Consider the following 26,491-nt stretch of genomic DNA (forward strand, 5'->3'; position numbering starts at 1 on the left):
CTAATCAGGCTGGTCAGGAGCTAATCGCCGCTTCTGTGGCCGAGGAAGGCGTCCAGCGTGGGAGCCAGTGCCGCCACCCGTTCGGGCACCAGGTGGTAGAGGACGTAGTAGCCTTCCCTCGTACGCCTGAGCAGTCCGGCTTCGGCCAGCAGCCGCAGGTGCTTGGAGAGCGCGGCCTCGGTCACCCCCACCAGCGGGGCGAGTTCCTGGGTGCTGCGCGGCCGTTCGGCGATCAGTCGTAGCGCGCGCAGACGGGTGTCGTCGCCCAGCGCACGGAGCACCCCCACCAGTTGGACCGGGGGGATCCGCGGGCGGGCCTCGCGCACGATCGAGGAGGCGGGGAAGGCCAGCCCGAGCGGCCATGGGCCGTCACAGTTGACGCGTACGTGCGGCCAGACGTACCTGCTCGGGGCCAGCACCAGCCGGTCCTGGGGGCCAATGACGACCTCGTGGTCGTGCGGCCGGTCCAACCAGAACCGTCCGCCCTCGGGGTCGCACCGTACTTCCGGCCACAGTCCGCGGAGCACCGCGTAGAGCCCCTGCTCCTCGATGCGGCGGCCAGCCTCGGTGACGCCGGCGGCGAGGTCCGGCTCGATCCGCGCCCACTCCTGTGCGAACGCCTCTTCCCAGTAGCCTTCCAACAGCCGCAGGAAGCGCTCCAACAGCGCGCCCGGGTCGTCGAGCAGCAGGTCGGCGAGCTCCGCACCGGCCGCCGCCGTCGCCTCCTCGTGCAGCGACCGGCGCACCTGCGGATCGGAGAGCAGAGCGGGGTCCCGTGCCTGGCTCCCCCCGCTCCAGGGACCCATCAGCGGAACGGCGAACTCCAGCCGCACCAGGGCCGGATCCAGCGAGCGCAGCCTTCGCAGCTCGCTCTCGAAGTCGAGCAACTCGCCCGTCGGCGAGGGGAAGAAGAACGCCGGGAAGTAGGAGCGGAAGGCGAAGGCGAAGAGGTCGATCTCCCGTTTCAGCGCCGGCGACAACCGGCGCATCGCCCGCACCCACCCGTGCTGGACCGGATGGTGCTTGGGCTCCACCAGTACGTGCAGACTCAGGACGGCCTCCATCGACGGCGAGTAGGAGAACCCCACCAGCTCCGCACCGGAGGCCGGGACCCGGAACACAATTGCCATGGCGACATCATCGTCGCCGTGCGTCGTCGTGCCACCGCACCCACGCCGGATCAGGCGGACCGGCCCGCCGCCGGCACGCGGGCCCAGTGGGTGGTCCCGTCCTGGTGGCTGCGGGAACGTGCGCCTCCACCGCTCCGTGACCGGGGCGAGGGCCCGACGTACGTCGGGCCGACCGACCGCCCGCTCCTCACCCCGGGCGCCGTGGAAGTCGTTGAGGCCGCTGAGGCCGTCGAGCCCCCGCCCTCCACCTGATGCTCCGTCACCTTCCATGGTGCGTCAGTCGGCACGTGCGTCACCCGGCACGGTCCTTCCACCAGGCCGCAATCTGGTCGACCGCCAGCGGTGGCGCGGTGGTGGGGGGCTGCCAACCGCGCACTCCCCTCGGTCCCCTCGTGCCCTTGCTCACGACTGCGCCCTCTTGCTTACGACTGCGCCCTCGCCGCGCCTTCAGGCACGCAGCCGGGCCAGTTGCTCATCCAGCTCCGCCACGGTGCCGAGGCTGATGCTCTCGTCCCGGACGGACGGGGCGAGAGCCACTGCTACGGCGGCCGCCCCGACCTGGTCGGCGGTGAGCCATGACGGATCGCCGTGGGGACGGCTGCGGTTGAGGATCGGCCCGAGCAGGAGGTTGTTGACCCGGCGGCGGCCGCGCAGGTCGGCGCTCAGCGCCTCACGCATCATCAACACCGCTGCGGCGTGCATGCTGATGATTCTCGCCTGTGGGTAGGCCTGGCGTCCGGCGAATCCGGCGATGAGCGTATAGCTTCCGGCCGCGTCGAGCCGGGGCACGAAGGCCCGGGCCACGGCGAGGTGCGCGGTGGTGGTGTCCACGAAGTGCTGCTGCCAGTCGTCCTCGTCGACCTGCCACAGCGTATTGCCCCGCCACCACCCGCCGATGGACGGGACGACGTGGTCGATGCGCCCGTGGTCGGCGACGACCCTGTCCGCCAGGTCCGTGCACTCGGCGAAGGTGCCGTAGCCCGCCCGGATCCCGACGAGGCGTTTGCCGGGTTCGGGGCCGATCAACTCTGCCAGCTTGTCCAGGCGTTCCTGGTTCCGGCCGGGCACGACAACCGTGGCGCCGGCCCGGAGGAAGGCGCGGACGATGCCTTCACCGACGTTGCCGGTGCCTCCGGGCACGACGACGACCTGGCCGTCGAGGGGCGCGTCCTGCTGTGCTTCGGGAGGGAGCGGCGTACTCATGGACGTTCTTTCCTTGCGTGAGGGGGCGTGTGCGAGGCGGCCGTGGCTCAACCGCGCTGTGCGGTGGGACCTGCGGCCCAGGGGAGGAAGCCGCCGGCCGGTGACGGGCGGATGTGACCGCCGGCGGGTGACGGTGACGGGCCCGGCGGGGCGGCCGGGCCCGTCACCGCGGGATCACGCCTGGGCCTGGCGCAGCGCCGAGGCGACGCGCTCGATGGCTTCCCGGGCCTCAGGGATCGCTGCCGGCATGCTGAAGAACCCGTGGATCTGGCCCTCGTAGCGGACCTGCTCGACCGTGACGCCGGCTTCACGCAGCCGCTGCGCGTACGCCTCGCCCTCGTCCCGCAGCGGGTCGTACCCGGCGGTGATCACCAGCGCCGGCGGGGCGGCCGCCAGGGTGGCGGCGTCCGTGTACAGCGGCGAGATGCGCGGGTCCTTGGGGTCCACGTCGTCGCCGAGGTACTGCCCCTGGAACCACGCCAGCGCGTCCTTGGTCAGCATCAGGCCCTCGCCGTTCTCCTCGTACGAGGGGAAGGGGTGGGTCAGGTCGGTCGCGGGGTACACCAGGGCCTGCAGGGTGAAGGTGCCCGGCAGTGCATTGGCGAGTACGGCGCTCAGGTTGCCGCCCGCCGAGTCCCCGCCGACGGCCATCTTGGTGGTGTCGCCGCCGAACTCCGCGATCCGGTCGGACATCCAGGTCGCGACCGCCATGACGTCCTCGACGGCGGCGGGGAAGGGGTGCTCCGGCGCGAGCCGGTAGTCGACGTTGACCACCAGGTACCCGGCGAGGCTGCTCAGATCCCGGGCGGTGGCGTCGGATGCGGCCGCGCTGCCCAGCACCCAGCCGCCACCGTGGATCCAGATCAGGACGGGGTGCGGGCCCTCGCCCTCCGGCCAATACAGCTTCACGGGAACGCCGTTGGCCACCACGTCCTCGGTCCGGGCCACCGCGGCCGGCTCGCCGCCGAGCTGGGCCCACATCCCGTCCATCGCCGCCCGGGCCTCGGGCGCGGAAAGGTCCTGCGGCTGCGGAGCACCGGGCTGCATGGCCATGTCGAGCAGGGCCCGCGCCGCCGGATCGAGGGGCGTCCTGGCGGTGATGACGATCTTCCCCCGCAGGTGACCGTCGTCGAGGCGGCGGTAGGCGTCGGCCGCCTTCTCCAGCGGGAAGACCGCTTCGAGGGGCATGCGCAGGCGGCCGTCCTCGATCATGGGCAGGACGTCCGCCATCACCTGTGGAACGGGGAGCATTCCGCCCGAGAAGCGCACGCCGTGCCGGGCCGCGTCGAGGTCGGCGATGGTGATGACCTTCTCCGGGTTTCCGGTCAGTTCGACGGACAGCGGCAGGACGCCGCGCCCGGAGGCGTCGAGGACGGCGTCGACGCCCTGCGGGGCGGCGGCGCGTATCCGTTCGGTCAGGCCGTCGCCGTAGGTGACGGGGATCGCGCCGAGTTCGCGGAGGAAGGCGTGGTTGGCTTCGCCGGCCGTGCCGATGACGGTGGCGCCCAGGGCGTGGGCGAGCTGGACCGCCATGAGGCCGACGCCGCCGGCGGCGGCGTGGACCAGCAGGGTCTGGCCGGCGACCAGGCCGAGCTGGCGCAGGGTGCGGTACGCGGTTTCGGTGGCGACCGGCAGGGCGGCGGCCTGCTCGAAGCTGAGGACGTCGGGCTTGGCGACGATGTTGTCGGCGTCGGCCAGGGCGTGGGTGGCGACGGCGTCGAACTGGGCGGTGCGGCCCAGCACCGGCTGGCCGGTCTTCCACTGGCTGACACCGGGGCCGAGGGCGTCGATGACACCGGCCATCTCCAGGCCCAGGGGCTGGGGTTCGGCGGGCGCCTCCTGGCCGGGAGTGAACAAGCCGCGGCGCTTCTTGGAGTCCAGGGGGTTGGCGCCGGCGGCGTGGATGCGGACGCGGACCTGGCCGGGGCCGGGCTCGGGCAGCGGCACCTCGGTCAGTTCGAGTACCTCGGGGCCGCCGTAGGAGGCGTGCTGGAGTCTGCGGGCGAGGGCGATCATGGCGGATCCTTCGGGTGTGCGGGTGAGGGTTGCGGAGCGGGCCGGGGTAGGCGGGCACGCGCCCTGGGCGGGCCGGTTCGCCGCGCCCCGGCCGGTTGTGGTGACCCAGGTCAGGCGGGCAGGGCCAGGTAGTCGGTGTAGCCGCGCTCGTCGCCGCCGTAGAAGGTGGCGCGGTCGGGCTCGTTGTAGGGACCGCCGGACGCCAGGCGGCGGGGCAGGTCGGGGTTGGCCAGGAACAGCGCGCCGAAGGCGATCAGGTCAGCGGCGCCGTCCTGGACCCGGTCGAGGGCGTCGTGGCCGGTGGGCTCGGGGTGCGTGAAGGGGTTGAGGACGAGCGTGCCGGGCCAGTCCTTGCGCAGGCGCCCGGTCAGGCTCTGGTCGGGCCCTTCGAGTACGTGCAGATAGGCCAGGTCCAGCGGGGCGAGACCGGCCAGCAGGGCCGTGTAGGTCTCCTCCAGGTCCGCCGGGTCGGTCTCGGCGATGTCGTTGAAGGGGGTGCCGGGGGAGATGCGGATGCCGGTCCGGTGGGCGCCGATCGCCTCCGCCACGGCCGTGGCGACCTCGACGGCGAAGCGCACCCGGCCCGCGGCGTCGCCACCCCAACTGTCGGTGCGCTGATTGGCGTTGGGGGCGAGGAACTGGTGGATCAGGTAGCCGTTCGCCCCGTGGAGCTCCACCCCGTCGAAGCCGGCGGCGATGGCGTTGCGCGCCGCGTCGGCGAAGTCGGCGATCGTCCGCACGATCTCGTCGTGCGCCAGCTCGTTCGGCGTGACGAAGTCCTGGGGGCCCTGGTGGGTGTAGACCTGCCCCTTCGCGGCGACGGCGGAGGGTCCCACCGGGTTCAGGCCGTCGGGCAGCAGGCTGGGGTGGCCGATGCGGCCGGTGTGCATCAGCTGCGCGAAGATCACTCCCCCCTCGCGGTGGACCGCGTCGGTCACCTGCCGCCAGGCGGCGACCTGCTCCGCGGAGTGCAGGCCCGGGGTGTCGGGGTAGCCCTGGCCGACCACCGACGGCTGGATGCCCTCGGTGATGATCAGGCCGGCGCTTGCCCGCTGGGCGTAGTAGGTCGCCATCAGCTCCGTCGCGCTGGCCCCCGGGCCGTAGGCGCGGCTGCGGGTCATCGGCGCCATCGCTATGCGGTTGGCCAGACGCTTGCCGCCCAGCTCGATCGGGTCGAACGCGGTCGTCATGATCATTCCTTTGCTCAGGAGCGGGAGTCCGCCCGGTCGGGCGGCACTCGTCGGCGTGCGGTGCTCGGCGCACCATTACCTGTCCGAACAACTAAAACACGACCAAGCCTTCCCGCCCAACCGCGTGAACTGGGTCACCCATCGACTCTCACCCTGGAGCGCCCTACTCCCTACCGGACTCCACAGAACATGAAGGGGGCAGCTATCCTGATTACTGTCCGGCCAATATCAGCCGGGGAAGGATGATCTCCATGAGCCGGGCCACCCACCGGGACACACCAAGCCAGCCGTCGAAGACGACGCCGACCACCTCCACGGTGCCGGTACCCGCCTCCGCCCACGCCGGCCCCGTCAGCCACGCGATCTTCCGCGTGGCCCGCCTGCACCGCATGATCGCCGGGCAGCTCCTGCGCCCTCTGGGCCTCCACCTCGGCCAGGAGCTGGTCATGATGCACCTGTGGGAACGCGGACCCCAGCGGCAGACCGATCTGGTACGCCTGATCGACTCCGACGCCGCCACCATGACCCGCAGCATCAAACGCCTGGAGAACGCCGGCTTCGTCCGCCGCCGCCCCTGCCCGGACGACAAGCGCGCCGTCATCATCGAACCGACCGCCGCCAGCCAGGCGCTGCGCCGAGAGGTCGAACGCATCTGGGCCGAACTCGAAGACGCCACGACCGGAGACCTCGCTCCTGCCCAACAGGCGGAAGCGCTGGACGCCCTGCGGCGCATCGAGGACAGCCTCACCCGCACGGCCGCACCCACTCCCCCGGGGCAGGCCCCGAACGCCGATCCGGCGACCGGCGAGCGCCGTACGTCCCCCTAAGCACGAGCGGGCAACCCGTCACCCGCTGCGCCGCGGTGTTCCGCACCGTACGCAGGACGCAGTGGAGGCCGGACCGGCGAAGGCGCCGGTCCGGCCTTTCGGTGTGCGTGGCCCCTGTCAGGCGGCGCTTTCCTGGGCGAGGTGGCTGCGGTACCCGCGCAGGGCGCGTGCACGGTTCCAGCCGAGCGCTCCTACCACGCGGCCGGCCACCTTGTAGAGCGCGACGAAGGAGCCCCGGTCCCCGTCGACGACTTCGACGGCCGCGTCGGAGGGGCACCATCCATAGGTCTGGATCCGGGCGTCGTACTGGTCGGTCCAGCCGAACGGGATCGGCGCGTACGGCACGCCCCCCGCCGGTCCGGCGAGCAGGTTCCGGGCGGCGGCGATGGCCTGTTCGGTGGCGTTGGTGCGTTGTTCCAGGCGGACTCGACCGCCGGCCACGGGATGCGGCCAGTTGGCGACGTCCCCGGCCGCGTACACCCCAGGGGCGGCCCGGCAGGTGCGGTCGCAGAGCACCCCGTCCCCCAGCCGGAGCCCGGAGCCGGCCAGCCACTCGGTGGCCGGCACCGATCCGATCGCCACCACGACCACATCGGCGGGCAGCCGGGTCCCGTCGTCGAGCACCACCGCGGTGACCCGCCCGTCCTCGCCGGTCAGGCCGGTGACGTGGTGGCGCATCCGCAGTCGGACGCCGTGATCGCGGTGCAGATCGCCCACCAACCCACCCACCCAGGCGCCGACTTGGCGGGCCAACGGTGTGGGCTCGACGTCGACGAGGGTGACGTCCAGGTCGAGACCGCGGGCGGTGGCGGCGATCTCGCTGCCGAGGAATCCGGCGCCGATCACCACGACGCGGGGCCCGGCCAGCAGTTGGGCACGCAGCGTCAGGGCCTCGTCCAGGGTACGCAGCACATGCACGCCGGCCAGGTCATGGCCGAAGGGCAGGCGGCGGGGCCGCAGTCCGGTGGCGATGATCAGGCCGTCGTAGGTCAGCCGGTCCCCGTCCGCCAGGGTGACGGTGCGCTCCGCGGTGTCCAGGCCGGTTGCCCGGCAGCCCGGCCTCAGGGTCATGCGCAGCTGTTGGAGGTCGGCCTCCTGGCGCAGGGTGGCCCGGTGCGGTTCCCAGTCACCGGCGAGTATCTGCTTGGACAGCGGCGGCCGGTCGTAGGGCGGCTGGAGTTCGTCGCCGATCATGGTCAGCGTCCCGGTGAAGCCCTGGCGCCGCAGGGCGTCGGCCGCGGTGAGGCCCGCGGCCGACGCTCCCACCAGGACGATGTGGTCCATGGTGGGCACTACTCCACCACCTCGATCGCCAGCGCGGGGCAGCGGGCAGCGGCGTCCTTGACCTGGGGCAGCGCCGCGTGCGGCGGGTCGGCGTCGAGCAGGACGACGATGCCGTCCTCGTCCCGCTGGTCGAAGACGTCAGCGGCGGCGAGCACGCAGGTGCCCGCGCCGACGCATTTGCCCTCATCGAGGATGATCTTCATGTGGTTCTCCGCGTGGTGTGTGTTGGACGATGCGCTGGGTTTGTGCCGGTCTCACCAGGTCACGGGCAGTTCGTGGACGCCGTAGACGAGCATGTCGTCGCGCAGGGGCACCTGCTCCACCGGAACCGCCAGCCGCAGCGTCGGGAACCGGTCCAGGAGCGCGGACAGGGCGGCCTTCATCTCCGCCCGGGCCAGCTGCTGGCCGAGGCACTGGTGGATGCCGTGGCCGAACGCCAGGTGCGGGCTGTGCGCCCGGGCCAGGTCCAACAGCTCCGGGTCGCCGGCGAGGTATGCCGCGTCCCGGTTCCCGGATGCCAGGGAGGCGACCACCGTGCTGCCTTCCTCGATCTGCTGGCCGTTCAGCTCCAGATCCTCCAGCGCCGTACGGCGGACCCCGAACTGAACGATCGTCAGGTAGCGCAGCAGTTCTTCGACGGCACCGTCCATCAGGGAGGGGTCGGCGCGCAACGCTGCCAGCTGCTCGGGGTTCTGCAGCAGGCACATGGTGCTGAGCGCGATCATGTTCGCGGTCGTCTCGTGCCCGGCGATCAGCAGCAACACCCCTACGCCGGCCAGTTCTTCGTCGGTCAGCTCTCCGGACTGCACCAGCTCGCTGAGGATGTCGTCGGTGGGGTTGTCCCGCTTGGCGAGCACCAGTTGGTGGATGTACCCGCGCATGGCTTGCTGGGCCTGCTGGAATTCCTCAAGGCTGGAATTCAGCCGGACGATCGTGGCCGAGTTCCGCTGGAACTCCTCGCGGTCGGCGTAGGGCACCCCGAGCAGCTCGCAGATCACCAATGACGGAACCGGCAGCGCGAAGGCCTGGACGAGGTCGACCGGACCCTCGGCCGCAGCCATCGCGTCCAACTGCTCGGCGACGATCTTCTCCACCGCCGGCGCCAGCTGCCGCATCCGGCGCACGGTGAACTGCCCGGTGAGCAGCCGCCGGAACCGGGTGTGCTCCGGCGCGTCCATCATGATGAACAGCCCCGGCGGCGGCGCCGGTGCATCGCCCCCCTCGGCGCCGCCGGGCCGCAGGATGCCGCGCTTCGCGCTGAACCGCGGGTCGGAAAGGACCGTCCGCACGTCGTCGTACCTGGTGACCAGCCAGCCGGCGGCACCGTCCGGGAAGGTCATCGGCGCGACCGGCTCCTGCGCACGCAGCGTCCGGTACTCCTCCGGCGGATCGAAGGGGCAGCTCCGCACCGTGGGCTGGGTCTTGGTGGGCTGGGTGTTCGTCACGGAAGGGCCCTTTCCAGAGGGAGGGATGTCTCGGTGTTCATGCGGTAGTTGGTGGCGCAGGAGTGGCCGTCGAGGGCGCGGCGGTAGACACGCCAGCCCAGCAGCAGGGCGAGCGCGAGGACGGGGGGCCCGAAGGCGTCGGCCGTGCCGAGGGCGACTGCCTGGCCGGACAGGTACAGCGACAGCTGGATCGCCAGCATCACCACACTTGCGGCGAGGATCACCAGGTTGCCCTTGACGAACGCCCGGCGCCGCACGGGGCACCGGTGCCAGCCGGGCCCCTCCTTCGTGATCAGCGCCACCACCACGCCCATCAGCGGCCGGCCGATCAGCAACATCACGGCGTTCGCCACGACGACCACGCTGTGCATCACCAGGTTCGGCAGGAAGAAGTTGGTGGCTTCTCCGGTCTTCGCGGCCAGCGCCCCCTGGACGCAGACGAGACCGAGGACCGCGAGCGCGCGCCACACCGATTCCCCGCGCACCACCCGGTAGACGCAGACCCCGGCGGCTGCCGCCAGGGCGAGCACCAGCGCGACGGTGAGCCGGTGCGTGAGGGCGTAGCTCACGGTGAATCCAAAGATGGGCGCGATATCGATCACTGCCGCGCGCAGCCGCTCGCGCGCGGCCGCCCGGACGGCGTCCGCAGCCTCGTCTCCATGATGTGGTTCTGTGGCCACAGCTGCTCCAGGTTCCTCGACCGACGGTGTGTGCGCCGCTTGCGGCACTCACCACGGTGCCGTCCCGCCCCGGGGGCCGTCGTCACCCCTCCGCAGACTCTTGACCTGCCGCCATCGCAGTACGAGGCCGACCGCACTACCACCAGCGCAGGCGTCGACCGCGGGCCGCCGAGCCTTGGCGGACCCGCGGTCACGGGGGCGGAAAGCGCCTAGAGCAGGGCTCGTCCAGTGGAGAGGAGGGTGCTCTCAAGGAAGGACTTTCGTGCTCCAACTGGCCGCCGGGCACCGGATCTCGCTCGACGCCCGTCCGGCACTACCTGCCCGGCCTCATCCCGCCCCCGTATACGGCACCGTCACCGTGCGCGAGCTCCTGGACCACACCAGCGGCCTGCCGGCTCCGGCCGGCACACCCGGGCCCGCCGGCGGGCCCGTTGGTGACGGAAGAACGTGTCACCGCAGGACGTGGTGCGCAAGGCGTTCACGGCCGCCGAGGGCCACGGGGCGGGGCAGCCGCGCCGGTCCGGCAGTACAACGTGAGGGCGGCCTGATGTCCCGGTCGAACCCGGGCGGCCGGCCGCCGAGACTGCCACGGTTTCGGCGGTGCTTCTTCTGGTCGTCCTTCTCGGGGATCGTGGCGGCGATGCCGCGTCGTCGCAGGTAGATGCGGAAACCTCGGGAGCTGTAAGCCTTGTCCGCGACGACCTGGCCGGGCCTGCGATGCGGCCGGCCAGGCCCGGTGCGGGGAACACAAGATCCCCGTACGGATCTTGTAGACCATCCCGATGACGACCCGCCGGTCCTCCACACGAGGCCGCCCCGTTACGGCCCGGGGTATCAGCGGAGCGAGCAACTCCCACTCCAGGTCAGTGAGTTCATGACGACGTACCGCGACACCATGATCACCACCAGGATGATCGTTGAAGACGGACCCCTAGCGCACGACTCCGGCCGCGCGTACTTCGGCGAGCGCTCCGAACCCAAACTAGAGCAGATAGAGGAACGTTCCGGGAGCAGTGGCCACTCCGCCGGTCGTGGTGACCACGATGCTGACCGCACCCAGTGCGTGCGTGGGCGCGATGGCCGCGATCTGTGTTCCGGAGAGGACGGCGAACGTGGCGGAGGTCCCCCCGAAGGTCACGCCCGTGGTCGTCGACAGGTTGGTGCCCGTAATGCTGACGAGCGTCCCTCCCGCAGGCAGGCCGGTCACCGGGCTGAAGCCGGTGACTGTCGGGGCACTCACGAACTCGAACTCCGCGGGAGCCGCGGTGCCGCCTTGGGTGGTGGCGACCACGGCAACCGGCCCCGGCGAGTGGGCGGGAGTGACGGCCGTCAGCACGCTGTCGGAGACCACCGTCGGCGTCACCGTGGTTCCGTCGACCGTCACGTCGGTGACGGCGGCCAGGTATTGCCCGGTGATCGTGATCGTGGTTCCCCCCGCGATGCCCCCCGACGAGGGCGTGAGGTCGAGTACGACGGGTGGCGGAACGTAGTAGAACGGCAACGGTGGACTGGTGCCGCCCAGGGTGGTGACCGTGGCAGCCACCACCCCGGCGCCGGCGGGCGCCACGGCCGACACGGACGTGCCGGTGTTCGCCGTGATGACGGCAGGATTGCTGCCGAAGTGCACTTCCGTGGCGCCGCCGAGATTGGTTCCGGTGAAGGTGACGGAGCTGCCGCCACCGGTGGAGCCTTGACTTGGGCTGATCGGCATGTTCCCTCTTCCTCCAGGATGCGAGGGGCGGGGTGACTCGTCAGAAGTCCGCGAGCTTCACCACTCCGGCCGCCTGAAGAGCGAAGGAATTTCCCGGCCGCAGAGTAGAGGTGATGCCGAAGCTCCCTCCCCTCAGTTACCCAGCGATCCGGGACCCGCGGCAAGCGCCGAACCCACCGTTCACTCGAACGGCCCGTGGCGGAGAGAGGTCCGCGGGAGCGCCAACTGCACTCGGTGGCAAGGAAATGCCTCCCGAACCACGTCTTGAGTGGGATCGCTCTCGGCGCACACTCCGGTGCATCAACGCCGACGTCGCATCTTCCGTTGCCACTGAGGACGCTGGGGCGGAAGGGCTCAGCCACCCCGGTCCTTCACTTGAGGCAGTCCGCACCGAGCCTGCCTCGTACGCGGCATCGTCCGAACGAGGAGCCACCTCCGCGTTCAGTCGACGGGCGCGCCGAACCACTGGGAAAGCCGGCCGAACAGCTCCTGCTGATCTCCACCAACCCACGCCACATGGCCGTCCGGGCGCAGCAGCACCGCGGGTACGTCCAGTTCCTCGCCGGCGTCGACGAGGTGGTCGACCCGATCCGCCCAGCCCGCCACCGACAGCCCGCCGGTCCGGTCGAGCAGCAGCCCGCGCCCGCCGCGCATCGCCTCGTAGAGGCGCCCCTGCTTCAGCTGCACGTCCCGCAGCCGCCGGCCGAGGAGTTCGTGGCCCTCGCCGAAGTCGTAGCGGATCTCGACCGCGGTGATGATCCCGGTCACGTACCGGTTCACCTCCTCGAACTCCATCAGCTTCGAGAACAGCTCCCGCAGCGCCGTCGCACCCGGATCGGTCCCCAACAGCGCGATCTGGGCGCGGGTGTTGTCCAGTACACGGGCGCCCACCGGGTGCCGTTCGGTGTGGTAGCTGTCCAGCAGCCCCTCCGGTGCCCAGCCGTTGACCGCGGCGGCCAGCTTCCAGCCCAGGTTGAACGCGTCCTGCACGCCGAGGTTCATCCCCTGCCCGCCGGTCGGCGGGTGGATGTGCGCCGCGTCGCCGGCCAGCAACACCCGGCCAACCCGGTAGCGCTCGGCCTGCCGGGTGGCGTCGCCGAACCGGGAGAGCCAACGCGGGGAATGCACACCGAAGTCGGTGCCCGCGAAGGCCCGCAGCTGCTGTTGGAACTCCTCGAGGGTCGGCGCGGTCGTACGGTCCTCGGCCACACCGTCGGCGGGCACCACGATGCGGTACACCCCTTTCTGTCCGTCCACGTCGGGGATGACGCCGAACCGCAGCTCGGTCTTGCGGACTTCCTCGACGGTCGCGGCGATCGTCGCCGGATCCTCGGTCGCCTCCATGACGCCCAGGAGCGTCTCGACCGTGGCGGGCTCGCCGGGGAATCCGACGCCGAGCTGCTTGCGCACCGTGCTGCGGCCGCCGTCGCAGCCGACGAGGTAGCGCGACCGCAGGTACCCGCCTCCCCCTCCCCCGGCGGCGCCGCCCTCATGGGCGGGAATGCCGGGAGTGCCCCCACTTGCCAGCTCGACGGTCACCCCGTCCTCGTCCTGGCCCAGCCCCAGCACTTCGCAGCCGCGCCGGATCTCGACACCGAGTTCGAGGGCACGCTCATTGAGCAGCCGCTCGGTGACCGGTTGCGGGGTGGCGAGGCCGTACGGGTGCGCCGTGTCCAACTGTTCCGGCCATGGCGTGACGATGCCGCCGAAGAGACCGCCGACCTGGAACTTCTCACTGACCGCGAGGAACCGGTCCAGCAAGCCACGCTGGTCCATCAACTCGACGCTGCGCGCGTGCAGGCCGCGTCCCCGGGACTGCTCGGTCGGCTCGGTCAACTTCTCCAGCACGACCACATGCACGCCGTGCAGCCGCAACTCGCAGGCCAGCATCAAACCGGTCGGTCCGCCGCCGACCACAATCACGTCAATCATCACAACGCCCGTTTCAAAAGAGTGGATTTCGACCAGCCGCTCCGCGCAGTCCGGTGGCGCGCGCACCCGCGCCTCCCTCCGCACCGAGTCGCCGCAGCCGCACCGCGAGTCCCACCAGTGCTTCCACGGCCCGCGGCACCCGGAAATCGACAAAGGCACATGCACGTCGCGAATCCCCGAATTCCGCAGGTTCTGGCTTAGGCCGGAGATTCTGCAGTACGACCCGGGCCTTGCCGCAAGGCCCCCCGTGCGCTATATCTTGAGAGTGGCAAGGAGCGGGCGATCTCCTTGCCTTTCCCTTTGTCGCCACCTTTGCGGCTGCTTAGTCGCCGCCTTTCCGCCGCCTTTGCCGCTGCCTTTGTTGCCGCCCGGTGGCTCTTGCCTTTGTCGCTGCTTCTACCGTCGCCGTCTCGCTCCGGGCTGGGTCGGGGCCGTCGCCGCGTACAACTCCCATGGAATGGGCGGTCGTCGCAGCCCGGCAGGCACGGGTCACACACACCGACTGGAGCACGGTCCGGGCGCATCTGGGACCGTTCGCGGCGACGGCCCTCGGGATGGCCTTCCTGGCCAGCCACCCGGGCACTGTGGGACCTACCGGAGGTCGACGTAGGCGAGACCGGCCGACTTCCCCATACGGACCGGGCCTCGGTCCGGGACCGGGACCGGCGCCGGTGCCAATGCCAGTGCCGGTGTCGATGCCGGTATCGATGCCGGAGCCGGCGCCGCTGCCGGTCCCGGTGCCGGGACCAGGCCCCACACCCGCCTCCGGACCCGCAGCAGACCAGGCCGCGCAATCCCACGAACGGGCGAAACGCGCCGTTCGAGCACCCCTCCGGACACGCAACCGAAGCGGCGCCCACCCTCCCTCACCCAATAGAACATGTGTCCACGATCTGCCCCCTCGTCACCCGTTACGGGGAGCGGAACGGGCCGTTCTTTAGAGCACCTGTACCCACCACCTCCCTTCTGGAGAAGTCATGCATCCCGTCTCCGTCCTCGTGCACGGCCCCGTTCGGTTCGAACGGCGGCGGCCCGCGCCCCAGACGGCGGGCCTCCCCAGGCACGCGATTGACGCCCCCGCGCCCCGAGTTCACCGCTCATCCCGTCCGGATTCGTGGTGGTGGGCATGAGCGCGGACCACAACGGCACCTCCCCGTCACCGGAGCTGCGCACCGGCCTGCCCGGCCCCCGCCATGAACCGCTGGGCCTCCCGCCGACAGTCGTGCCGACGGCACCGGGGGACGGCGATATGGCCGATGAGCTCGAAGAGGCGTACTGGTCGATCCACGACGGCGCCGCGGCCCAGTCGACCGTCGGCGAAGTCCTGGTGCGGCTGCCGCGCATCGTGCGGCAGATCGGCCGGCTGGCGTGGCAGGCCGACCGCCCGGCCACGCTGGCCGTCGTCGTACTGCAACTGGTCTCCGCGGCGATGGCGGCCTTCGGGCTGGTGGCCTCGGTGGGCGTACTGCGCGAGTTGTTCGGCCATGGACCGACGCCGGACAAGGTCCGCAGCGCGGTGCCGCAGATCCTGCTCGTGGTGGGGTTCCTGTGCGCACGGGCGCTCCTTGAAGCCGGAGTCGCCGTCGCACAGGCGCGGGTGACGCCGAAGATTCGCACCGCGCTGGAGTGTGACTTCCTGCGGCTGACCGCGCATGTGCGGCTGGAGGTCGTCGACGATGCCGACTGGCACGACGACGCCTACCGCGCCTCCGACCGCGGCCTGTTCTACGCCCGGCAGATCGTCGGACAGGTCGTCTCCCTGGCCTCCGCGCTCCTCGGGCTGATCGGCACGGCCGGCGTCCTCACCTCGTTGCACCCCGTTCTCCTCCCCCTGCTCCTGCTGTCCGTACTGCCGGTGGGTGCCGCGGCGGTACGCACCGCGCGGGCCCGGTTCCACAGCTTCAAGCGGTGGAACGCCCTCCAGCGCCGGGTGCGGGTCTTCTCCTGGCTGCTGCTGGATCGCGACGCCGCCGCCGAACTGCGCTCCAACACGGCGCAGAACGCGCTGTTGGACGAGCACCGCCGGCTCACCGCCCGGATCGCCGAGGAGGACACCCAGCTCGGCGTGAACTCCGCCCTGCTGACGCTGGCCGGCCGGGCCGTGGGAGGGGCGGGGACCGGCGTCACCTACGTCGCGCTGGGAGCGATGCTGATCGCCGGATGGCTTCCGCTCGCCGCCGGCGCCGGTGCGGTCCTGGCGATCCAGACCGGCCAGACCGCGTTGACGCGCTTCGTGGACGTGGCGCACCTGGTCTACGAGCACGCCATGTGGGTCGATGACCTGCTGGCCTTCCAGGAGCGCTGCCGTGGGCTACAGCCCCGCAGGCGTGCGGTGGCCGCGCCTGCCGCCGTCGCCGCCCTCACCCTCAACGACGTCAGCTTCACCTACCCCGGCAAGGAGACGCCCGCCCTGAGCGGCGTCTCGATGACGCTGCGCGCCGGCGAGACCTACGCCTTCGTGGGCATCAACGGCTCCGGGAAGAGCACCTGTTCACGGCTGATCGCCGGACTGTACGAGGCGGACGAAGGGACGGTGTGCTGGGACGGGACGGACGTGCGGGACATGGATGCCCCGTCGCTGCAGGCCCGCGTCGCCACCGTGCTCCAGGATCCGGTGCACTTCCCGTTCAGCGCGCTGGCGAACCTCACGGTCTCCCGTGGCACCCTCACCGAGGCCGACCCCCAGCGGGCGTGGGACGCCGCGCGGGCCTCCGGAGCCGAGCAGGTCATCGCCGGCCTGCCGGGCACCTGGCGGGCGGTGCTGTCCAAACGGTTCCGGGGCGGCCAGGAGCTGTCGGCCGGCCAATGGGCCAAGATCGCCGTCGCGCGGGGACTGTACAAGAACGCTCCCGTGCTGCTGCTCGACGAACCGACCGCGAGCATGGACCCCAAGGCCGAACACGCCGTGTACCAGGCGGTGTTGCGGAACAAGGCAAGGCCGGACCAGATCACCGTGCTGATCTCCCACCGGCTGGCGAGCGTCGTCGGGTGCGACCGGATCTTCGTCTTCGACGGCGGCCGGATCACCGAAGCGGGGTCGCACCAGCAGCTCATGGACCTCCGCGGCGATTACGCCCAGATGTTCGCGCTTCAGGCAGCCGGCTACCAGGCGGCCTCCGTGCCCTCCGACTCCGAACCGAGGACAGTGCATCCGTGACCGAACAGACCACACCGACCGACGCGTCCCCGCCCGACCAGCAGCCGCCGGCGAACGCCTCGGCGATGATCCACAACGGAGCCGGAGAGTACCTGCTGCACCTGCGCGACGACATCCCCGGCATCTGGGAGCCGGGAGCATGGTCCCTGCTCGGCGGCGGCCACGAACCGGGCGACCGCTCTCCGCTGGAGACGATCCGCCGAGAGCTGTGGGAGGAGGCCCGCCTCGACATCCCTGGCCTCGTGCCCTTTCGCCCTGGAGGAAGCCCGCGGCAGCGACGGCAGGACCGTGCAATGGCATCGGTGCTCATCTCTACCTGGAGGACGCCGACGGCAAGGTCCTGCTCGGCCTGCGCCACCCCGACTCCGCCTACGCAGGCGCCACGTGGCACTTCCTTGCCGGGCACTGCGAGCAGGAGTCCGCCCTCACGTGTCTCGTCCGCGAGGCACACGAGGAAGCGGGGCTGCGGATCGAGCGCGGTGACGTCGAACTCGCCCATTATGTGGAATCAGGTTTGTCAAGGTTTACTCCTGTTTGTTGAACGGCGCCGAAACGTTCAGTTGCCCACGAAACAGTTGAAAAGGTGGTTCAGTAGCGCAGTGACCTGTTCGGCGGCATACCGAACTGCGTGCCAGATCCCCCCGCATCAGCCTGCCGCGTCGTCTTGGTCTCTGTGTCGCTACCGGACGAGTCTTTGCTGAGCTGGCTCCACCGGCGAAGTGGGAGCATTGCGGCCGCCGGCCAGGCGTTCGACAGCCACAGGTGCACCCGGGGCTTCGCGCGCTACTTGACTCAGAAGAGCCCGATGATCGCGCCCCACCGTGGCTATGACCGGCTGGCCTACCTCTGCGGGATGAAGGATTGCGGTGCCGGGTGGGAGCCAGCTCTGTGCAGCTCGATCTTGCGTTTCAGTGGTGTGGGTGGGTGCTGGAGGACTGAGGAAGATCGGGACGAACACCAGCTGGGATCCCCACAGGGGCTGGGACCGGCCAGGGCGCAAAAGACACCTGCTCCGGCGTTTGTAGGACACTGGAGGTTGAGGGACGTGGTTATCCGCGACCCTCGACCCTCGATCCGAGGCGCCGAAGCGGAAGGCGCAACCGATCCGTCGGCGGGCCCCCGGCTTCGCGATCATGGATGCCGCGGTCGAGGAGTGTCGCGATGCCCACCGCGAACAGACCGAGCAGGTCAAATCTCCACCGGATGGTGCGATCGCAATGGCCCGAAGCAGGGGAGGCGGGAGTAAAGGGAGGGTGCTGCGATGTCTGGAGCACCGGCACAGCACAAGTTCGCCCGGTATCTGCCGATCGCTGAGCACGGCTTGATCGGGAATCTGCGCACGGTGGCGCTGGTGGGCACCGACGGCACCATCGACTGGTACTGCTGTCCCTCCTTCGACTCCCCGAGTGTTTTCGCGGCCATCCTGGATGCGGACCGCGGCGGGGCATTCGAGCTGGCTGCCACCGTGCCGGCCAGCACCAAACAGTTCTACTTCCCGGACACCAATGTGCTGATCACCCGCTTCTTCACCGAGGACGGGCTGGGGGAGATCCAGGATTTCATGCCCGTGCCGGACTCCGGCGCATCCGACCGCGACCGGCTGATCCGGCGTGTGGTGTGCATCCGCGGAACGATCCCGTTCCGGGCTCGGGTGGCACCCCGGTTCGGCTACGGCTCCCACCCCCACACCGTACGGATGCTGGACCGGGCCGCCCTGTTCGCCTCCGAGGAGCTGACGCTGACGCTGACCGCCACAGTTCCACTCGAGTACGACGAAGAGGACGTGTGGACGGAGTTCGAACTCTCCCAGGGCGAGACCACGGTCTTCGCCCTGGAGCAGGTCAGCAGCGACGCTCCACCGCGCCACTGCCCGCTCGCCGAGGTCGAGCGGGAGTTCGCCGCCACGGTCGCCTTCTGGCGGCGCTGGCTGCACCAGTCCCGCTACCGCGGCCGATGGCGGGAGATGGTGCACCGCTCCGCCCTCACCCTCAAGCTGCTCACCTACGCCCCCACCGGCGCGATCGTGGCAGCCCCCACCACCAGCCTGCCCGAGCAGATCGGCGGCGGCCGCAACTGGGACTACCGCTACGTGTGGGTGCGCGACGCCGCGTTCGCCGTCTACGCCCTGCTCAGGCTCGGCTTCACCGAGGAGACCGAGGCGTTCATGGGCTTCCTCACCCGGCACACCAACCGGCGCGGCAACGGATCGTCCGGCCCGTTGCAGGTCATGTACGGCATCGATGGACGCACCGAGTTGCCCGAACGCGAGCTGTCCCACCTGGAGGGCTACCGGGGCTCGGCGCCCGTGCGGGTCGGCAACGGCGCGGCCACCCAGCTGCAACTCGACATCTACGGCGCCCTGCTCGACTCCGTCTATCTGTACGACAAGTGGTGCCGGCCCATCTCCAGCGGCCACTGGCGCGCGGTGTGCGCACTGGTGGACTGGGTCTGTGAGCACTGGGACCAGCCGGACGAGGGTGTGTGGGAGACCCGTGGCGGGCGCAAGAAGTTCCTCTACTCCCACCTGATGTGCTGGGTGGCCATCGATCGCGCCATCCGCATCGCCCAGCACCGCAGCCTCCCCGCCGAGCTCGGCCGCTGGGGGCCGGTCCGGGACGCGATCTACTGGCGGATCATGGACAAGGGCTGGTCGCCCGACCGGCAGGCGTTCGTCCAGCACGAGGACGGCGACGTGCTGGATGCAGCGGTGCTGATGATGCCGCTGACCAAGTTCGTCTCCCCCAGCGACCCCGTATGGCTGTCCACCCTCGACACCCTTGGCGACGAACTGGTCTCCGACTCCCTGGTCTGGCGCTACGACCCCAAGGCCAGCCCGGACGGTCTGGAAGGAGAGGAGGGCACCTTCTCCATCTGTTCCTTCTGGTACGTCGAGGCCCTCACGCGCGCCGGGCGCCTGAACGAAGCCCGCCTGGCCTTCGAGAAGATGCTCACCTACGCCAACCACCTCGGTCTGTACGCGGAAGAGATCAGCCACACCGGAGAGCAACAGGGCAACTTCCCCCAGGCTTTCACCCACCTTGCCCTGATCAGCGCCGCCTTCAATCTCGACCGCGCCCTGGGGTGACCTGCCACGCTCCGCACCCTGTCCATTACGCTCAGCCCAACGATCCCCCGGCCTTCCTCGCCTCGCTCGGCAACCCGAACACGGTCCGCAGCTACGGGATCGGGGTCGGCAAGACCGCGGAGCGTATCGGCGAAGGCCGCCCGCTGGCGTCGGTCGCGGACGACGAGGTCGGCGAGGCTCTGGAACTGCTCTGGGGGACCGCGGCGGTCAACACCTGGGCCGCCGGGCGGCGGTGCTGTTCTGGCTCGGTTGGTGCGCCGAGTATCAGCCGGCTCGGTCTTCCGGGGCCGTATTGCCTCCACGAACGTTCATGATCACGGTGGCCGCTGACATGCGGGCAGGCGCTCCGGAAGCCCCCGGACCTGCGCGAACCGGTCAGTGATCAAGAACTACAGCTGCCCTGAGAGACGTTTTCCGTAACAGCGCATTTGCGGTCGTCGGAAGACGGGGTGACGATTTTTTTTAGGAGGGAACGGCCGGGCAAAGCTTGATGCCGACGCCATCGGATGTGTATCGCGACCTTCGGACCGTGACACTCACCGGCAGTAAGCGCCAAGCGAAAGTACCGCCGTGGCGAAGAAGATCGAACATGCGGGTGCTCAGCCGGTGGCGTCGGCAGGGGCGACGGGTGGGCTGTCCGGCTGGGCGGCAGATCGGAAGGAGTCTGCCCATGCGAATCGCCGTGGACCTGAATCGTTGCCAGGGGTACGCACAATGCGTGTATTTGGCGCGTGAGGTCTTCAGATTGACTGGCCAGGAGGCACTCACCTACGAGCCGAATCCCGATGACGAGCGGCGCCTGCAGGTTGAGCGAGCCGCTGCGGCGTGTCCGGTGCAGGCGATCGTGATCGACCGCTTGGACGGCGCGAAGGGAAGCGCGACGTCATGACCGTGTCGGCAACGGTCGCAGAGCTGGTGCGCGAGTTCAGAGCCAACGGCCGGATCGTCATCGTCGGTGCGTCCCTGGCCGGACTGCGGGCCGGTGAAGCCCTGCGTGAGGAGGGCTTCACCGGGTCTTTGACCATCATCGGGGACGAGCCGTACGAGCCCTACGACCGTCCCCCGCTGTCCAAGCAGGTGCTCAAAGGCTGGGTACCGGCCGACCACACCAAGCTGCCCCGCCTGCGAGAAGTGGATGCGCAGTGGCGGCTCGGGGTGACCGCCACCGGGTTGGACCGGGCCGCCAAGCAGGTGCGCCTGGCCGACGGCGAGCAGATCCCGTACGACCGCTTGCTGATCGCCACGGGCACCCGGGCGCGAGGGTGGCCGAATCCGGACGAGGCGGCCCTGGACGGGGTCTACTCGCTGCGCTCGCGTGATGATGCCGCACAGCTGCAAAAGGCGCTGGCCGCGCAGCCGTCGCGGGTCATGGTCATCGGCGCCGGGTTCATCGGCTCGGAAGTGGCCTCCGTCTGCCGGGAACTCGATCTCCCGGTGACTGTCGTCGAGCGGGGCTCGGCGCCGCTGGTCGGCGCGCTCGGCGGGGTGATCGGTGAGATCGCTGCGGAGATGCAGCGCGACCATGGCGTGGACCTGCGCTGTGGGCTGGGCGTGTCGTCACTGGAGGGCGACTCCGGCGGACACGTGCGGCGCGTTCACCTCTCGGACGGAACCACCGTCGATGCCGACGTGGTGGTGGCGTCGCTGGGGTCGATCCGTAACGTGGAATGGCTGGAGGGCGCCGGGCTGGCGTCCGGTTTCTGGGGCGTCGGTTGTGACGCCGGCGGTCGCGCCTTCGACATCAACGGCGTGGTCACCGACAGCATCTACGTGGCAGGGGACGTGGCGCGCTCGCCCCACGTGCTGTATGAGTACCAGTTCCTCGCGATGGAGCACTGGGACAATGCCGTTCTCGGCGCCGAGGCCGCGGCCCACAACATGGTGAACCTCGAGCCCCACTATCGCCCGCATCTGTTGCTGCCCGGCTTCTGGTCCGGTCAGTTCGGCCTCAACATCAAGTCCGTCGGCGTGCCGCCGTTCGGCGACGAGATTGTCTTCACGCAAGGTTCCGTCAAGGAGCGCCACTTCGCCGCCGCTTACGGTCGCCGGGGCCGCATCGTCGCCGCCGTCACCTTCGATCACGGCAAGTGGTTGGAGTACTACGGGAAGCTGATCGAGCAATCCGGTCCGTTCCCGCCTCCACCGCCGGGCTGGGACCAGCCCGGCGACATGAAGCCGATCCCGGCCGAGTTCCCGCAACCCGGCGTCCCGACGGCGATCCCCGACGTCGTCCTGACCGGCCACGACCCGAGCGAGCGGGCGGCCGAGTTCCGCCCTCGCCCTCGTTGACGCGCCCTGTCGGATGGGCGTGCAAGCGGACAGCATCGACAGGAAGAAGGAGGGAGCCTCGTGGTCGAGGAAACCCCCTGGCAGCAGGCCCTCCGCTACGCCAACCGTGCCAATCCGTACCCGTTCTATGAGGAACTGCGCAGGACACCGGTGGCGCGGCAGCCGGACGGCACCTACGTCGTCAGTACCTACCAAGAGATCGTCGCGCTGCTGCACGACCCCCGGGTCAGTTCGGATGTCAGGAAGCTCCCCGCCCCGGCCCCGACCGAGGGCTCGGCAGAGGCCGAGCCGATCACGGAGGCGGTCATCTTGGAGCCGAACATCATCACCCAGGATCCACCCGAGCACGATCGTGATCGCCGGATGATGACGCCGCATTTCGTCGGCCCGCCCCATTCCCCTCACCTGATCTCCGACCTGGAACCCGAGATCCGCCGCATCGTGGACGACCTCCTGGACAACATGCAGGGCAAGACCCAGATCGATGCCGTCGACGAGTTCGCCTACCCCCTGCCGGTGACCGTGATCTGCAAGGTCCTGGGCGTGCCACTGGAAGACGAGCCACGCTTCCACGGCTGGATCGAGACAGCCCTGGACGCTTTGGATTTCGGCCCCGAGGCAGCCTCCGAGGAGATCCAGAGCCGACTGGCCGGGGGGCGCCAGGCCGTGAAGGAGTTCGGGCAGTTCGCAGGCGAGCTGCTCGACCGGTACGCCCGCCAGCCCGGTCCGGGCATGCTCTCGGCGATGGTGAACGAGGACGGCCCAGAGACAGGGATGTCCAAGGGCGTGCTCGTGAGCAATGCCTTGCTCCTGATCTTCGCCGGGCACGAAACCACGGTCAATCTCATCGCCCACAGCGTGCTCACCCTGCTGCGGCACCCCGACGCGCTCCAGAAGCTGCGCCGCCGGCCCGAACTGATCGTGCCCGGGGTCGAGGAGTTGCTGCGCTTCGAGTCGTCGGTCCAGTTCTGGCACACCCGCTCCGCCGTCGAAGACATCGACATCGCAGGCACCACCATCCCGAAGGGCGCCCCGATCTTCCTGGCCTACGGCTCGGCGAACCGCGACCCGAAGCGGTTCGCCCACCCCGACGAGCTTGACCTCGAACGCCGGGACAACCAGCACCTCGGGTTCAGCCAGGGCATCCACTTCTGCTTCGGCGCTCCCCTCGCGCGGCTCGAGGTCCAGGTCGCGGTCGGCGAGTTCGTCCGCCGGGTGGAAAACCCCCGGCTCGTCGAGGACCCACCGCCGTACCGCCACAACCAGATCTTCCGCGGCCCGCGCCATGTCCTGGTCGACATCGACGGGATCCGCAACTGACTCGGCATGCGCAAGGGATCGCTATGCGGGCTTTTCAACTGGTCGGATGGCAGCAACCGCCCGAGCTGCGCGAGGTGCCGGTGCCCGAGCCCGGCCCGGGGCAGATTCTGGTGAAGGTCGGGGGCGCCGGCGCGTGCCACTCAGATCTGCACATCATGGAGGCACCCGGACCACCACCCGGGTTCGCCACGGAACTGCCCTTCACGCTCGGCCATGAGAACGCGGGATGGGTGGAGAGCCTGGGACCGGGTGTCACCGGGTTCGCGCCCGGAGACCCTGTGATGGTCTACGGTCCTTGGGGCTGTGGGATGTGCGCCAACTGCCGGGAGGGCCGGGAGAATTACTGCCAGAAGGTCAGTGGTCAGGGCGGGGGCCTGGGAGGCGGTCACGACGGCGGAATGGCTGAGTACCTGCTGGTCCCGGCGGCGCGCTTCCTGGTTCCGCTGGGCACCCTCGACCCCCGCCAGGCCGCCCCGCTCAGCGACGCGGGGCTGACCAGCTATCACGCCGTCAAGCGATCGGTGCACCTGCTGGGGCCGGGCTCGACCGCGGTGGTGATCGGGGTGGGCGGCCTGGGTCAGATGGCCATCCAGGTGCTGCGAGCGCTCAGCGCGGCGACCACCGTTGTCGCCGTGGACACCGATGTCGGCAAGCTGGAAACCGCCAAGCGCATGGGCGCGGACGAGGTGCTGCTCTCGGGCGAGGACGCGGTCACGCGCATCAAGGACATGACGGGGCAACAGGGCGCTCAGCTCGTGCTCGACATGGTCGGCATAGACCCCACTCTGCGCATGGCTGCTCAGGTGGCCAGGGTCCTTGGCCACCTGACCATCGTCGGTCTCGGCGGCGGAGCCCTGCCCGTCAACTTCTCGAACCCGCCGCACGAGTGCTCGGTCGTCTCCCCCTACTGGGGCTCCCTTCCCGAACTGATGGAAGTGATCACCCTCGCCCAGCAGCAAAAGATCAAGATGCTTCTCGAGCACTTCCCCTTGGAACAGGCCAACGAGGCATACCAGCTCCTGCACGACGGCAAGATCCAAGGACGCGCCGTCATCACCCCCCACCCATGAGTACCGTCCTCAAGGCGACCGGGCTGGTGCCGGACGCCGTAACTGCCGGAGGAAACGTCATGGAGGCGGTGGCCGATGCGATCGCTGGACCGGGCCGGTGGCGGACGGCACAGCCAGCAGCGGGCCTGGTACCGGCAGCTGTGCCGGCGCCTGTGACGGTGACGTGCACCGGGCCGATGAACGCGGCCGGTCGGCGCTTGCCATGACCGAGAAAGCGTTCCGACCGGTGGCCGCTGCACGGCGGCCGTATCTGATCGTGAATCCCCGCTCGGGAGGAGGGAAGGCGAGCCGGTTCCGCATCGCCGAGAAGGCCCGTGCGTTGGGGGCTCAGGTTCTCCTGCTCGATCCTTCCCGGCCCCAGGACCTCACGGCTCTCGCCCGACGCGCGGTGGATGACGGTGCGGATCTGCTGGGGGTGGCCGCCGGAGACGGCACCCAGGCACTTGTCGCCGGCGTGGCTGCGAAGAGCGGTCTTCCCTTCGTGGTCATTCCGGCCGGTACCCGCAACCACTTCGCGATGGACCTCGGCCTGGACCGTGACGACCCTTCGGCCGCACTGGAGGCCCTCACGGACGGCGTCGAACTGCGCGTGGACCTCGGGTTCGCAGGCGAGCGGGTGTTCGTCAACAACGTGTCGTTCGGTGCCTACGCCGCCCTGGTGCAGGACCCGGCCTATCGGGAGGACAAGATCGGCACGACGGTGCGGATCCTCCCGGAATTCCTCGCCCGCCACCAGGGCCCGGAGCTGGTGGTACGCGCCGGGCTGCTCACGGTGGACCGGCCTGATGCCGTGCTGGTGAGCAACAACCCCTACCGGGCCGATGACCCGGCCGGGCTTGGCAGGCGTGCGCAACTGGACTCCGGGCTCCTGGGGGTACTGGCCGCCAGGGCGGAGACGCCCGCCGAGACGGCCGCCCGGCTGCGAGGCGGGAGGACGCACGGCCTGACCAATCTGGCCACCTCTGAAGAGGTTATCGTCGATGCCGGCGTCCCGTTCGTCCCCGTCGGGCTGGACGGCGAAGCCGTCACCCTGCCGACTCCCGTGCGGTGCCGGATCATTCCCGGGACGCTACGGGTACGGGTTCCCCGCCACCGGCCGGGCGCCGCGCCCGCACGGCGGCCGCAGGGCTGGGGCACCATCCGACGGGTGGCCTCGGCTGTCGGGCGAACGGTTCACGGCCGTCATACCGGCTGACCGAAGCCGAACCGGGCACAGCGCAGACCCCCCGGTCACCACGTCGCGCTCGTGGTGGACGGCAGTGATCTGGGAATGGTGCCGAGCGGGCGGCGGACGCCAGAGCGATCATTGCTCCACGGTCGCAGCGCGTTCGCTCCGCGGTCCTCCGCGGCCGTGCGGCGTCGGCACCGGCCGCGGAGGCGTCTGCCCGTCCGGGCGGGCGGCTATTCGCTGTTCGCCGGCCGATACGGCTCCGGCGGTCAGTGCTGGGGGTGCGACGGTGGAACAAGGGGCGGCGGGGGCCGGAGCAAGACAGCCCAATTCGACGCGCATCATGAGGGCGATCACCACCTCGGTCAGGCCCAGGACTATGGCCATGGGGCCCACCACCAGGGTGAGTGCCGCAATCGAGGCGAACGGCGAGACGATCAGCACGACGCCAGCCAGAGCGCTGGCGATCCCGAAAGCCACATGCCAGTCTCGAGTCGGCATGTCCTGGGCGGAGGCCGCCGCGGCCGTCTCCATAGTGGCGCGCAGCAGCCAGCTGTAGCCGATCCACAGGGCGAGCAGCAGGATGGATCGACATCGTCGGCGACTTCGCCTATCTGCTGCCCGTCACGGCCATCTGCCGACTGCTCGGCGTCCCGCGCGAGGACGAGCCGCTGTTCAGGGAATGGTCCGACGTCGTGGTCACGTCCGCCGACGTCAGGCCCGACGAGGACACCACCGAGCAGGACCAGGCGGGCGAACAGGCACGGAACGAGACGGGCCAGTGCCTGGTGAACCTCGCCGAACAGCACTGCGGCAATCCCACGAACGATATGCACGAAGTAGCGATGGCAGGGCTTCTCGTTCCGGATCACCCCCACCCGCCCTGCCGTTACTGAACGCTTCCGTGCGCTGAACCGCGCCCGGAGCTGCGCTCGAAGCGTTCAGTGCGCAGGTCAGGCGCTCGGGCACTGAAGTCTTTGGCGC

20 protein-coding genes and 5 pseudogenes are annotated in these 26,491 nt (G+C 70.1%); 12 read left to right on the forward strand and 13 right to left on the reverse strand.

What is annotated here, in order from left to right; genetic code table 11:
* Positions 1 to 20: 20 nt before the first annotated feature.
* The 5 genes and pseudogenes from AB0G84_RS12155 to AB0G84_RS12175 all read right to left on the reverse strand — a co-directional run bounded on the left by AB0G84_RS12155 (position 21) and on the right by AB0G84_RS12175 (position 5,539).
* A complete protein-coding gene (locus AB0G84_RS12155; protein WP_361318845.1) occupies positions 21 to 1,130 on the reverse strand; it encodes a DUF5937 family protein in 1,110 nt (369 codons plus the stop codon).
* 447 nt (positions 1,131 to 1,577) lie between these two features.
* Entirely contained in the window at positions 1,578 to 2,333 is a 756-nt protein-coding gene (locus AB0G84_RS12160) for an SDR family oxidoreductase (RefSeq protein WP_361318847.1), read from the reverse strand.
* Positions 2,334 to 2,507: 174 nt separating this feature from the next.
* Positions 2,508 to 3,386, reverse strand: coding sequence for an alpha/beta hydrolase (locus tag AB0G84_RS12165; protein WP_361319255.1), 879 nt, complete (start codon positions 3,384 to 3,386; stop codon positions 2,508 to 2,510).
* 42 nt (positions 3,387 to 3,428) lie between these two features.
* A pseudogene (locus AB0G84_RS12170) lies at positions 3,429 to 4,349 on the reverse strand (NADP-dependent oxidoreductase); the annotation flags it as partial.
* A 110-nt stretch (positions 4,350 to 4,459) separates the two neighbouring features.
* Positions 4,460 to 5,539, reverse strand: a complete 1,080-nt coding sequence (locus AB0G84_RS12175; RefSeq protein WP_361318849.1) for an alkene reductase — start codon at positions 5,537 to 5,539, stop codon at positions 4,460 to 4,462.
* 251 nt (positions 5,540 to 5,790) lie between these two features.
* Between AB0G84_RS12175 and AB0G84_RS12180 the strand changes: the two genes are divergently transcribed.
* Entirely contained in the window at positions 5,791 to 6,366 is a 576-nt protein-coding gene (locus tag AB0G84_RS12180) for a MarR family winged helix-turn-helix transcriptional regulator (protein ID WP_361318851.1), read from the forward strand.
* Positions 6,367 to 6,483: 117 nt separating this feature from the next.
* On the opposite strand, the gene AB0G84_RS12185 is transcribed toward AB0G84_RS12180, so the two are convergent.
* From AB0G84_RS12185 to AB0G84_RS12200, 4 genes are read right to left on the reverse strand one after another with little or no spacing between them, the layout of a single operon-like run.
* A complete protein-coding gene (locus AB0G84_RS12185; protein WP_361318853.1) occupies positions 6,484 to 7,650 on the reverse strand; it encodes an FAD/NAD(P)-binding oxidoreductase in 1,167 nt (388 codons plus the stop codon).
* Between the two features lie 8 nt (positions 7,651 to 7,658).
* Complete coding sequence (locus AB0G84_RS12190) at positions 7,659 to 7,853, reverse strand: ferredoxin (protein ID WP_361318855.1); 195 nt, start codon at positions 7,851 to 7,853, stop codon at positions 7,659 to 7,661.
* Positions 7,854 to 7,904: 51 nt separating this feature from the next.
* Entirely contained in the window at positions 7,905 to 9,095 is a 1,191-nt protein-coding gene (locus tag AB0G84_RS12195; RefSeq protein WP_361318857.1) for a cytochrome P450, read from the reverse strand.
* Positions 9,092 to 9,775: a DUF3159 domain-containing protein gene (locus AB0G84_RS12200; protein ID WP_361318859.1), complete on the reverse strand. Its 684-nt coding sequence runs from the start codon at positions 9,773 to 9,775 to the stop codon at positions 9,092 to 9,094. The genes AB0G84_RS12195 and AB0G84_RS12200 overlap by 4 nt, the downstream gene beginning before the upstream one ends.
* 262 nt (positions 9,776 to 10,037) lie before the next feature.
* On the opposite strand from AB0G84_RS12200, the pseudogene AB0G84_RS12205 reads away from it, so the two are divergent.
* A pseudogene (locus tag AB0G84_RS12205) lies at positions 10,038 to 10,136 on the forward strand (hypothetical protein); the annotation flags it as partial.
* Positions 10,137 to 10,342: 206 nt separating this feature from the next.
* Here AB0G84_RS12205 and AB0G84_RS12210 read toward each other — a convergent pair.
* The 3 genes and pseudogenes from AB0G84_RS12210 to rox all read right to left on the reverse strand — a co-directional run.
* A pseudogene (locus AB0G84_RS12210) lies at positions 10,343 to 10,504 on the reverse strand (IS5/IS1182 family transposase); the annotation flags it as partial.
* A 253-nt stretch (positions 10,505 to 10,757) separates the two neighbouring features.
* Positions 10,758 to 11,486, reverse strand: a complete 729-nt coding sequence (locus AB0G84_RS12215) for an IPT/TIG domain-containing protein (protein ID WP_361318861.1) — start codon at positions 11,484 to 11,486, stop codon at positions 10,758 to 10,760.
* 441 nt (positions 11,487 to 11,927) lie between these two features.
* Positions 11,928 to 13,418, reverse strand: a complete 1,491-nt coding sequence (gene rox, locus AB0G84_RS12220; protein WP_361318863.1) for a rifampin monooxygenase — start codon at positions 13,416 to 13,418, stop codon at positions 11,928 to 11,930.
* Positions 13,419 to 14,544: 1,126 nt separating this feature from the next.
* Here rox and AB0G84_RS12225 point away from each other — a divergent pair.
* The 9 genes and pseudogenes from AB0G84_RS12225 (at position 14,545) to AB0G84_RS12265 (ending at position 25,534) form a co-directional block, all read left to right on the forward strand.
* The gene (locus AB0G84_RS12225; protein WP_361318865.1) at positions 14,545 to 16,575 is read left to right on the forward strand and encodes an ABC transporter ATP-binding protein; all 2,031 of its coding nucleotides are present in this window, start codon (positions 14,545 to 14,547) and stop codon (positions 16,573 to 16,575) included.
* 47 nt (positions 16,576 to 16,622) lie between these two features.
* Positions 16,623 to 17,116 (forward strand): annotated as a pseudogene (locus tag AB0G84_RS12230) (NUDIX hydrolase); the annotation flags it as partial.
* Positions 17,117 to 17,836: 720 nt separating this feature from the next.
* Positions 17,837 to 19,660 carry a glycoside hydrolase family 15 protein gene (locus tag AB0G84_RS12235; RefSeq protein ID WP_361318867.1) on the forward strand — a complete coding sequence of 608 codons (1,824 nt, stop codon included), beginning with the start codon at positions 17,837 to 17,839 and terminating at the stop codon, positions 19,658 to 19,660.
* Positions 19,657 to 19,925: pseudogene (locus tag AB0G84_RS12240) on the forward strand (hypothetical protein); the annotation flags it as partial. The gene AB0G84_RS12235 and the pseudogene AB0G84_RS12240, both read left to right, overlap by 4 nt.
* Positions 19,926 to 20,330: 405 nt before the next feature.
* A complete protein-coding gene (locus AB0G84_RS12245; protein ID WP_361318869.1) occupies positions 20,331 to 20,549 on the forward strand; it encodes a ferredoxin in 219 nt (72 codons plus the stop codon).
* The gene (locus tag AB0G84_RS12250; protein ID WP_361318871.1) at positions 20,546 to 21,949 is read left to right on the forward strand and encodes an FAD-dependent oxidoreductase; all 1,404 of its coding nucleotides are present in this window, start codon (positions 20,546 to 20,548) and stop codon (positions 21,947 to 21,949) included. Before AB0G84_RS12245 ends, AB0G84_RS12250 begins: the two co-directional genes overlap by 4 nt.
* Positions 21,950 to 22,009: 60 nt before the next feature.
* Positions 22,010 to 23,269: a cytochrome P450 gene (locus AB0G84_RS12255; protein ID WP_361318873.1), complete on the forward strand. Its 1,260-nt coding sequence runs from the start codon at positions 22,010 to 22,012 to the stop codon at positions 23,267 to 23,269.
* A gap of 23 nt (positions 23,270 to 23,292) precedes the next feature.
* Positions 23,293 to 24,339 carry an NAD(P)-dependent alcohol dehydrogenase gene (locus AB0G84_RS12260; protein WP_361318875.1) on the forward strand — a complete coding sequence of 349 codons (1,047 nt, stop codon included), beginning with the start codon at positions 23,293 to 23,295 and terminating at the stop codon, positions 24,337 to 24,339.
* Between the two features lie 163 nt (positions 24,340 to 24,502).
* Positions 24,503 to 25,534, forward strand: coding sequence for a diacylglycerol kinase family protein (locus AB0G84_RS12265; RefSeq protein ID WP_361318877.1), 1,032 nt, complete (start codon positions 24,503 to 24,505; stop codon positions 25,532 to 25,534).
* 108 nt (positions 25,535 to 25,642) lie between these two features.
* Here AB0G84_RS12265 and AB0G84_RS12270 read toward each other — a convergent pair whose 3' ends face one another.
* Positions 25,643 to 26,041: a hypothetical protein gene (locus AB0G84_RS12270; protein ID WP_361318879.1), complete on the reverse strand. Its 399-nt coding sequence runs from the start codon at positions 26,039 to 26,041 to the stop codon at positions 25,643 to 25,645.
* Between the two features lie 161 nt (positions 26,042 to 26,202).
* On the opposite strand from AB0G84_RS12270, the gene AB0G84_RS12275 reads away from it, so the two are divergent.
* The gene (locus AB0G84_RS12275) at positions 26,203 to 26,403 is read left to right on the forward strand and encodes a hypothetical protein (protein ID WP_361318881.1); all 201 of its coding nucleotides are present in this window, start codon (positions 26,203 to 26,205) and stop codon (positions 26,401 to 26,403) included.
* Positions 26,404 to 26,491 lie beyond the last annotated feature (88 nt).

The sequence above is a fragment of the Streptomyces sp. NPDC020742 genome (genome assembly GCF_040641675.1).
Taxonomy (GTDB): domain Bacteria; phylum Actinomycetota; class Actinomycetes; order Streptomycetales; family Streptomycetaceae; genus Streptomyces.

What these genes read in the sequence shown, in the direction of transcription:
- AB0G84_RS12155 (WP_361318845.1), bottom strand. Translation starts at nt 1,130, where the DNA reads ATGGCAATTGTGTTCCGGGTCCCGGCCTCCGGTGCGGAGCTGGTGGGG.
- AB0G84_RS12160 (WP_361318847.1), bottom strand. Translation starts at nt 2,333, where the DNA reads ATGAGTACGCCGCTCCCTCCCGAAGCACAGCAGGACGCGCCCCTCGAC.
- AB0G84_RS12165 (WP_361319255.1), bottom strand. Translation starts at nt 3,386, where the DNA reads ATGGCCATGCAGCCCGGTGCTCCGCAGCCGCAGGACCTTTCCGCGCCC.
- AB0G84_RS12175 (WP_361318849.1), bottom strand. Translation starts at nt 5,539, where the DNA reads ATGACGACCGCGTTCGACCCGATCGAGCTGGGCGGCAAGCGTCTGGCC.
- AB0G84_RS12180 (WP_361318851.1), top strand. Translation starts at nt 5,791, where the DNA reads ATGAGCCGGGCCACCCACCGGGACACACCAAGCCAGCCGTCGAAGACG.
- AB0G84_RS12185 (WP_361318853.1), bottom strand. Translation starts at nt 7,650, where the DNA reads ATGGACCACATCGTCCTGGTGGGAGCGTCGGCCGCGGGCCTCACCGCG.
- AB0G84_RS12190 (WP_361318855.1), bottom strand. Translation starts at nt 7,853, where the DNA reads ATGAAGATCATCCTCGATGAGGGCAAATGCGTCGGCGCGGGCACCTGC.
- AB0G84_RS12215 (WP_361318861.1), bottom strand. Translation starts at nt 11,486, where the DNA reads ATGCCGATCAGCCCAAGTCAAGGCTCCACCGGTGGCGGCAGCTCCGTC.
- rox (WP_361318863.1), bottom strand. Translation starts at nt 13,418, where the DNA reads ATGATTGACGTGATTGTGGTCGGCGGCGGACCGACCGGTTTGATGCTG.
- AB0G84_RS12225 (WP_361318865.1), top strand. Translation starts at nt 14,545, where the DNA reads ATGAGCGCGGACCACAACGGCACCTCCCCGTCACCGGAGCTGCGCACC.
- AB0G84_RS12235 (WP_361318867.1), top strand. Translation starts at nt 17,837, where the DNA reads ATGTCTGGAGCACCGGCACAGCACAAGTTCGCCCGGTATCTGCCGATC.
- AB0G84_RS12245 (WP_361318869.1), top strand. Translation starts at nt 20,331, where the DNA reads ATGCGAATCGCCGTGGACCTGAATCGTTGCCAGGGGTACGCACAATGC.
- AB0G84_RS12250 (WP_361318871.1), top strand. Translation starts at nt 20,546, where the DNA reads ATGACCGTGTCGGCAACGGTCGCAGAGCTGGTGCGCGAGTTCAGAGCC.
- AB0G84_RS12260 (WP_361318875.1), top strand. Translation starts at nt 23,293, where the DNA reads ATGCGGGCTTTTCAACTGGTCGGATGGCAGCAACCGCCCGAGCTGCGC.
- AB0G84_RS12270 (WP_361318879.1), bottom strand. Translation starts at nt 26,041, where the DNA reads ATGGAGACGGCCGCGGCGGCCTCCGCCCAGGACATGCCGACTCGAGAC.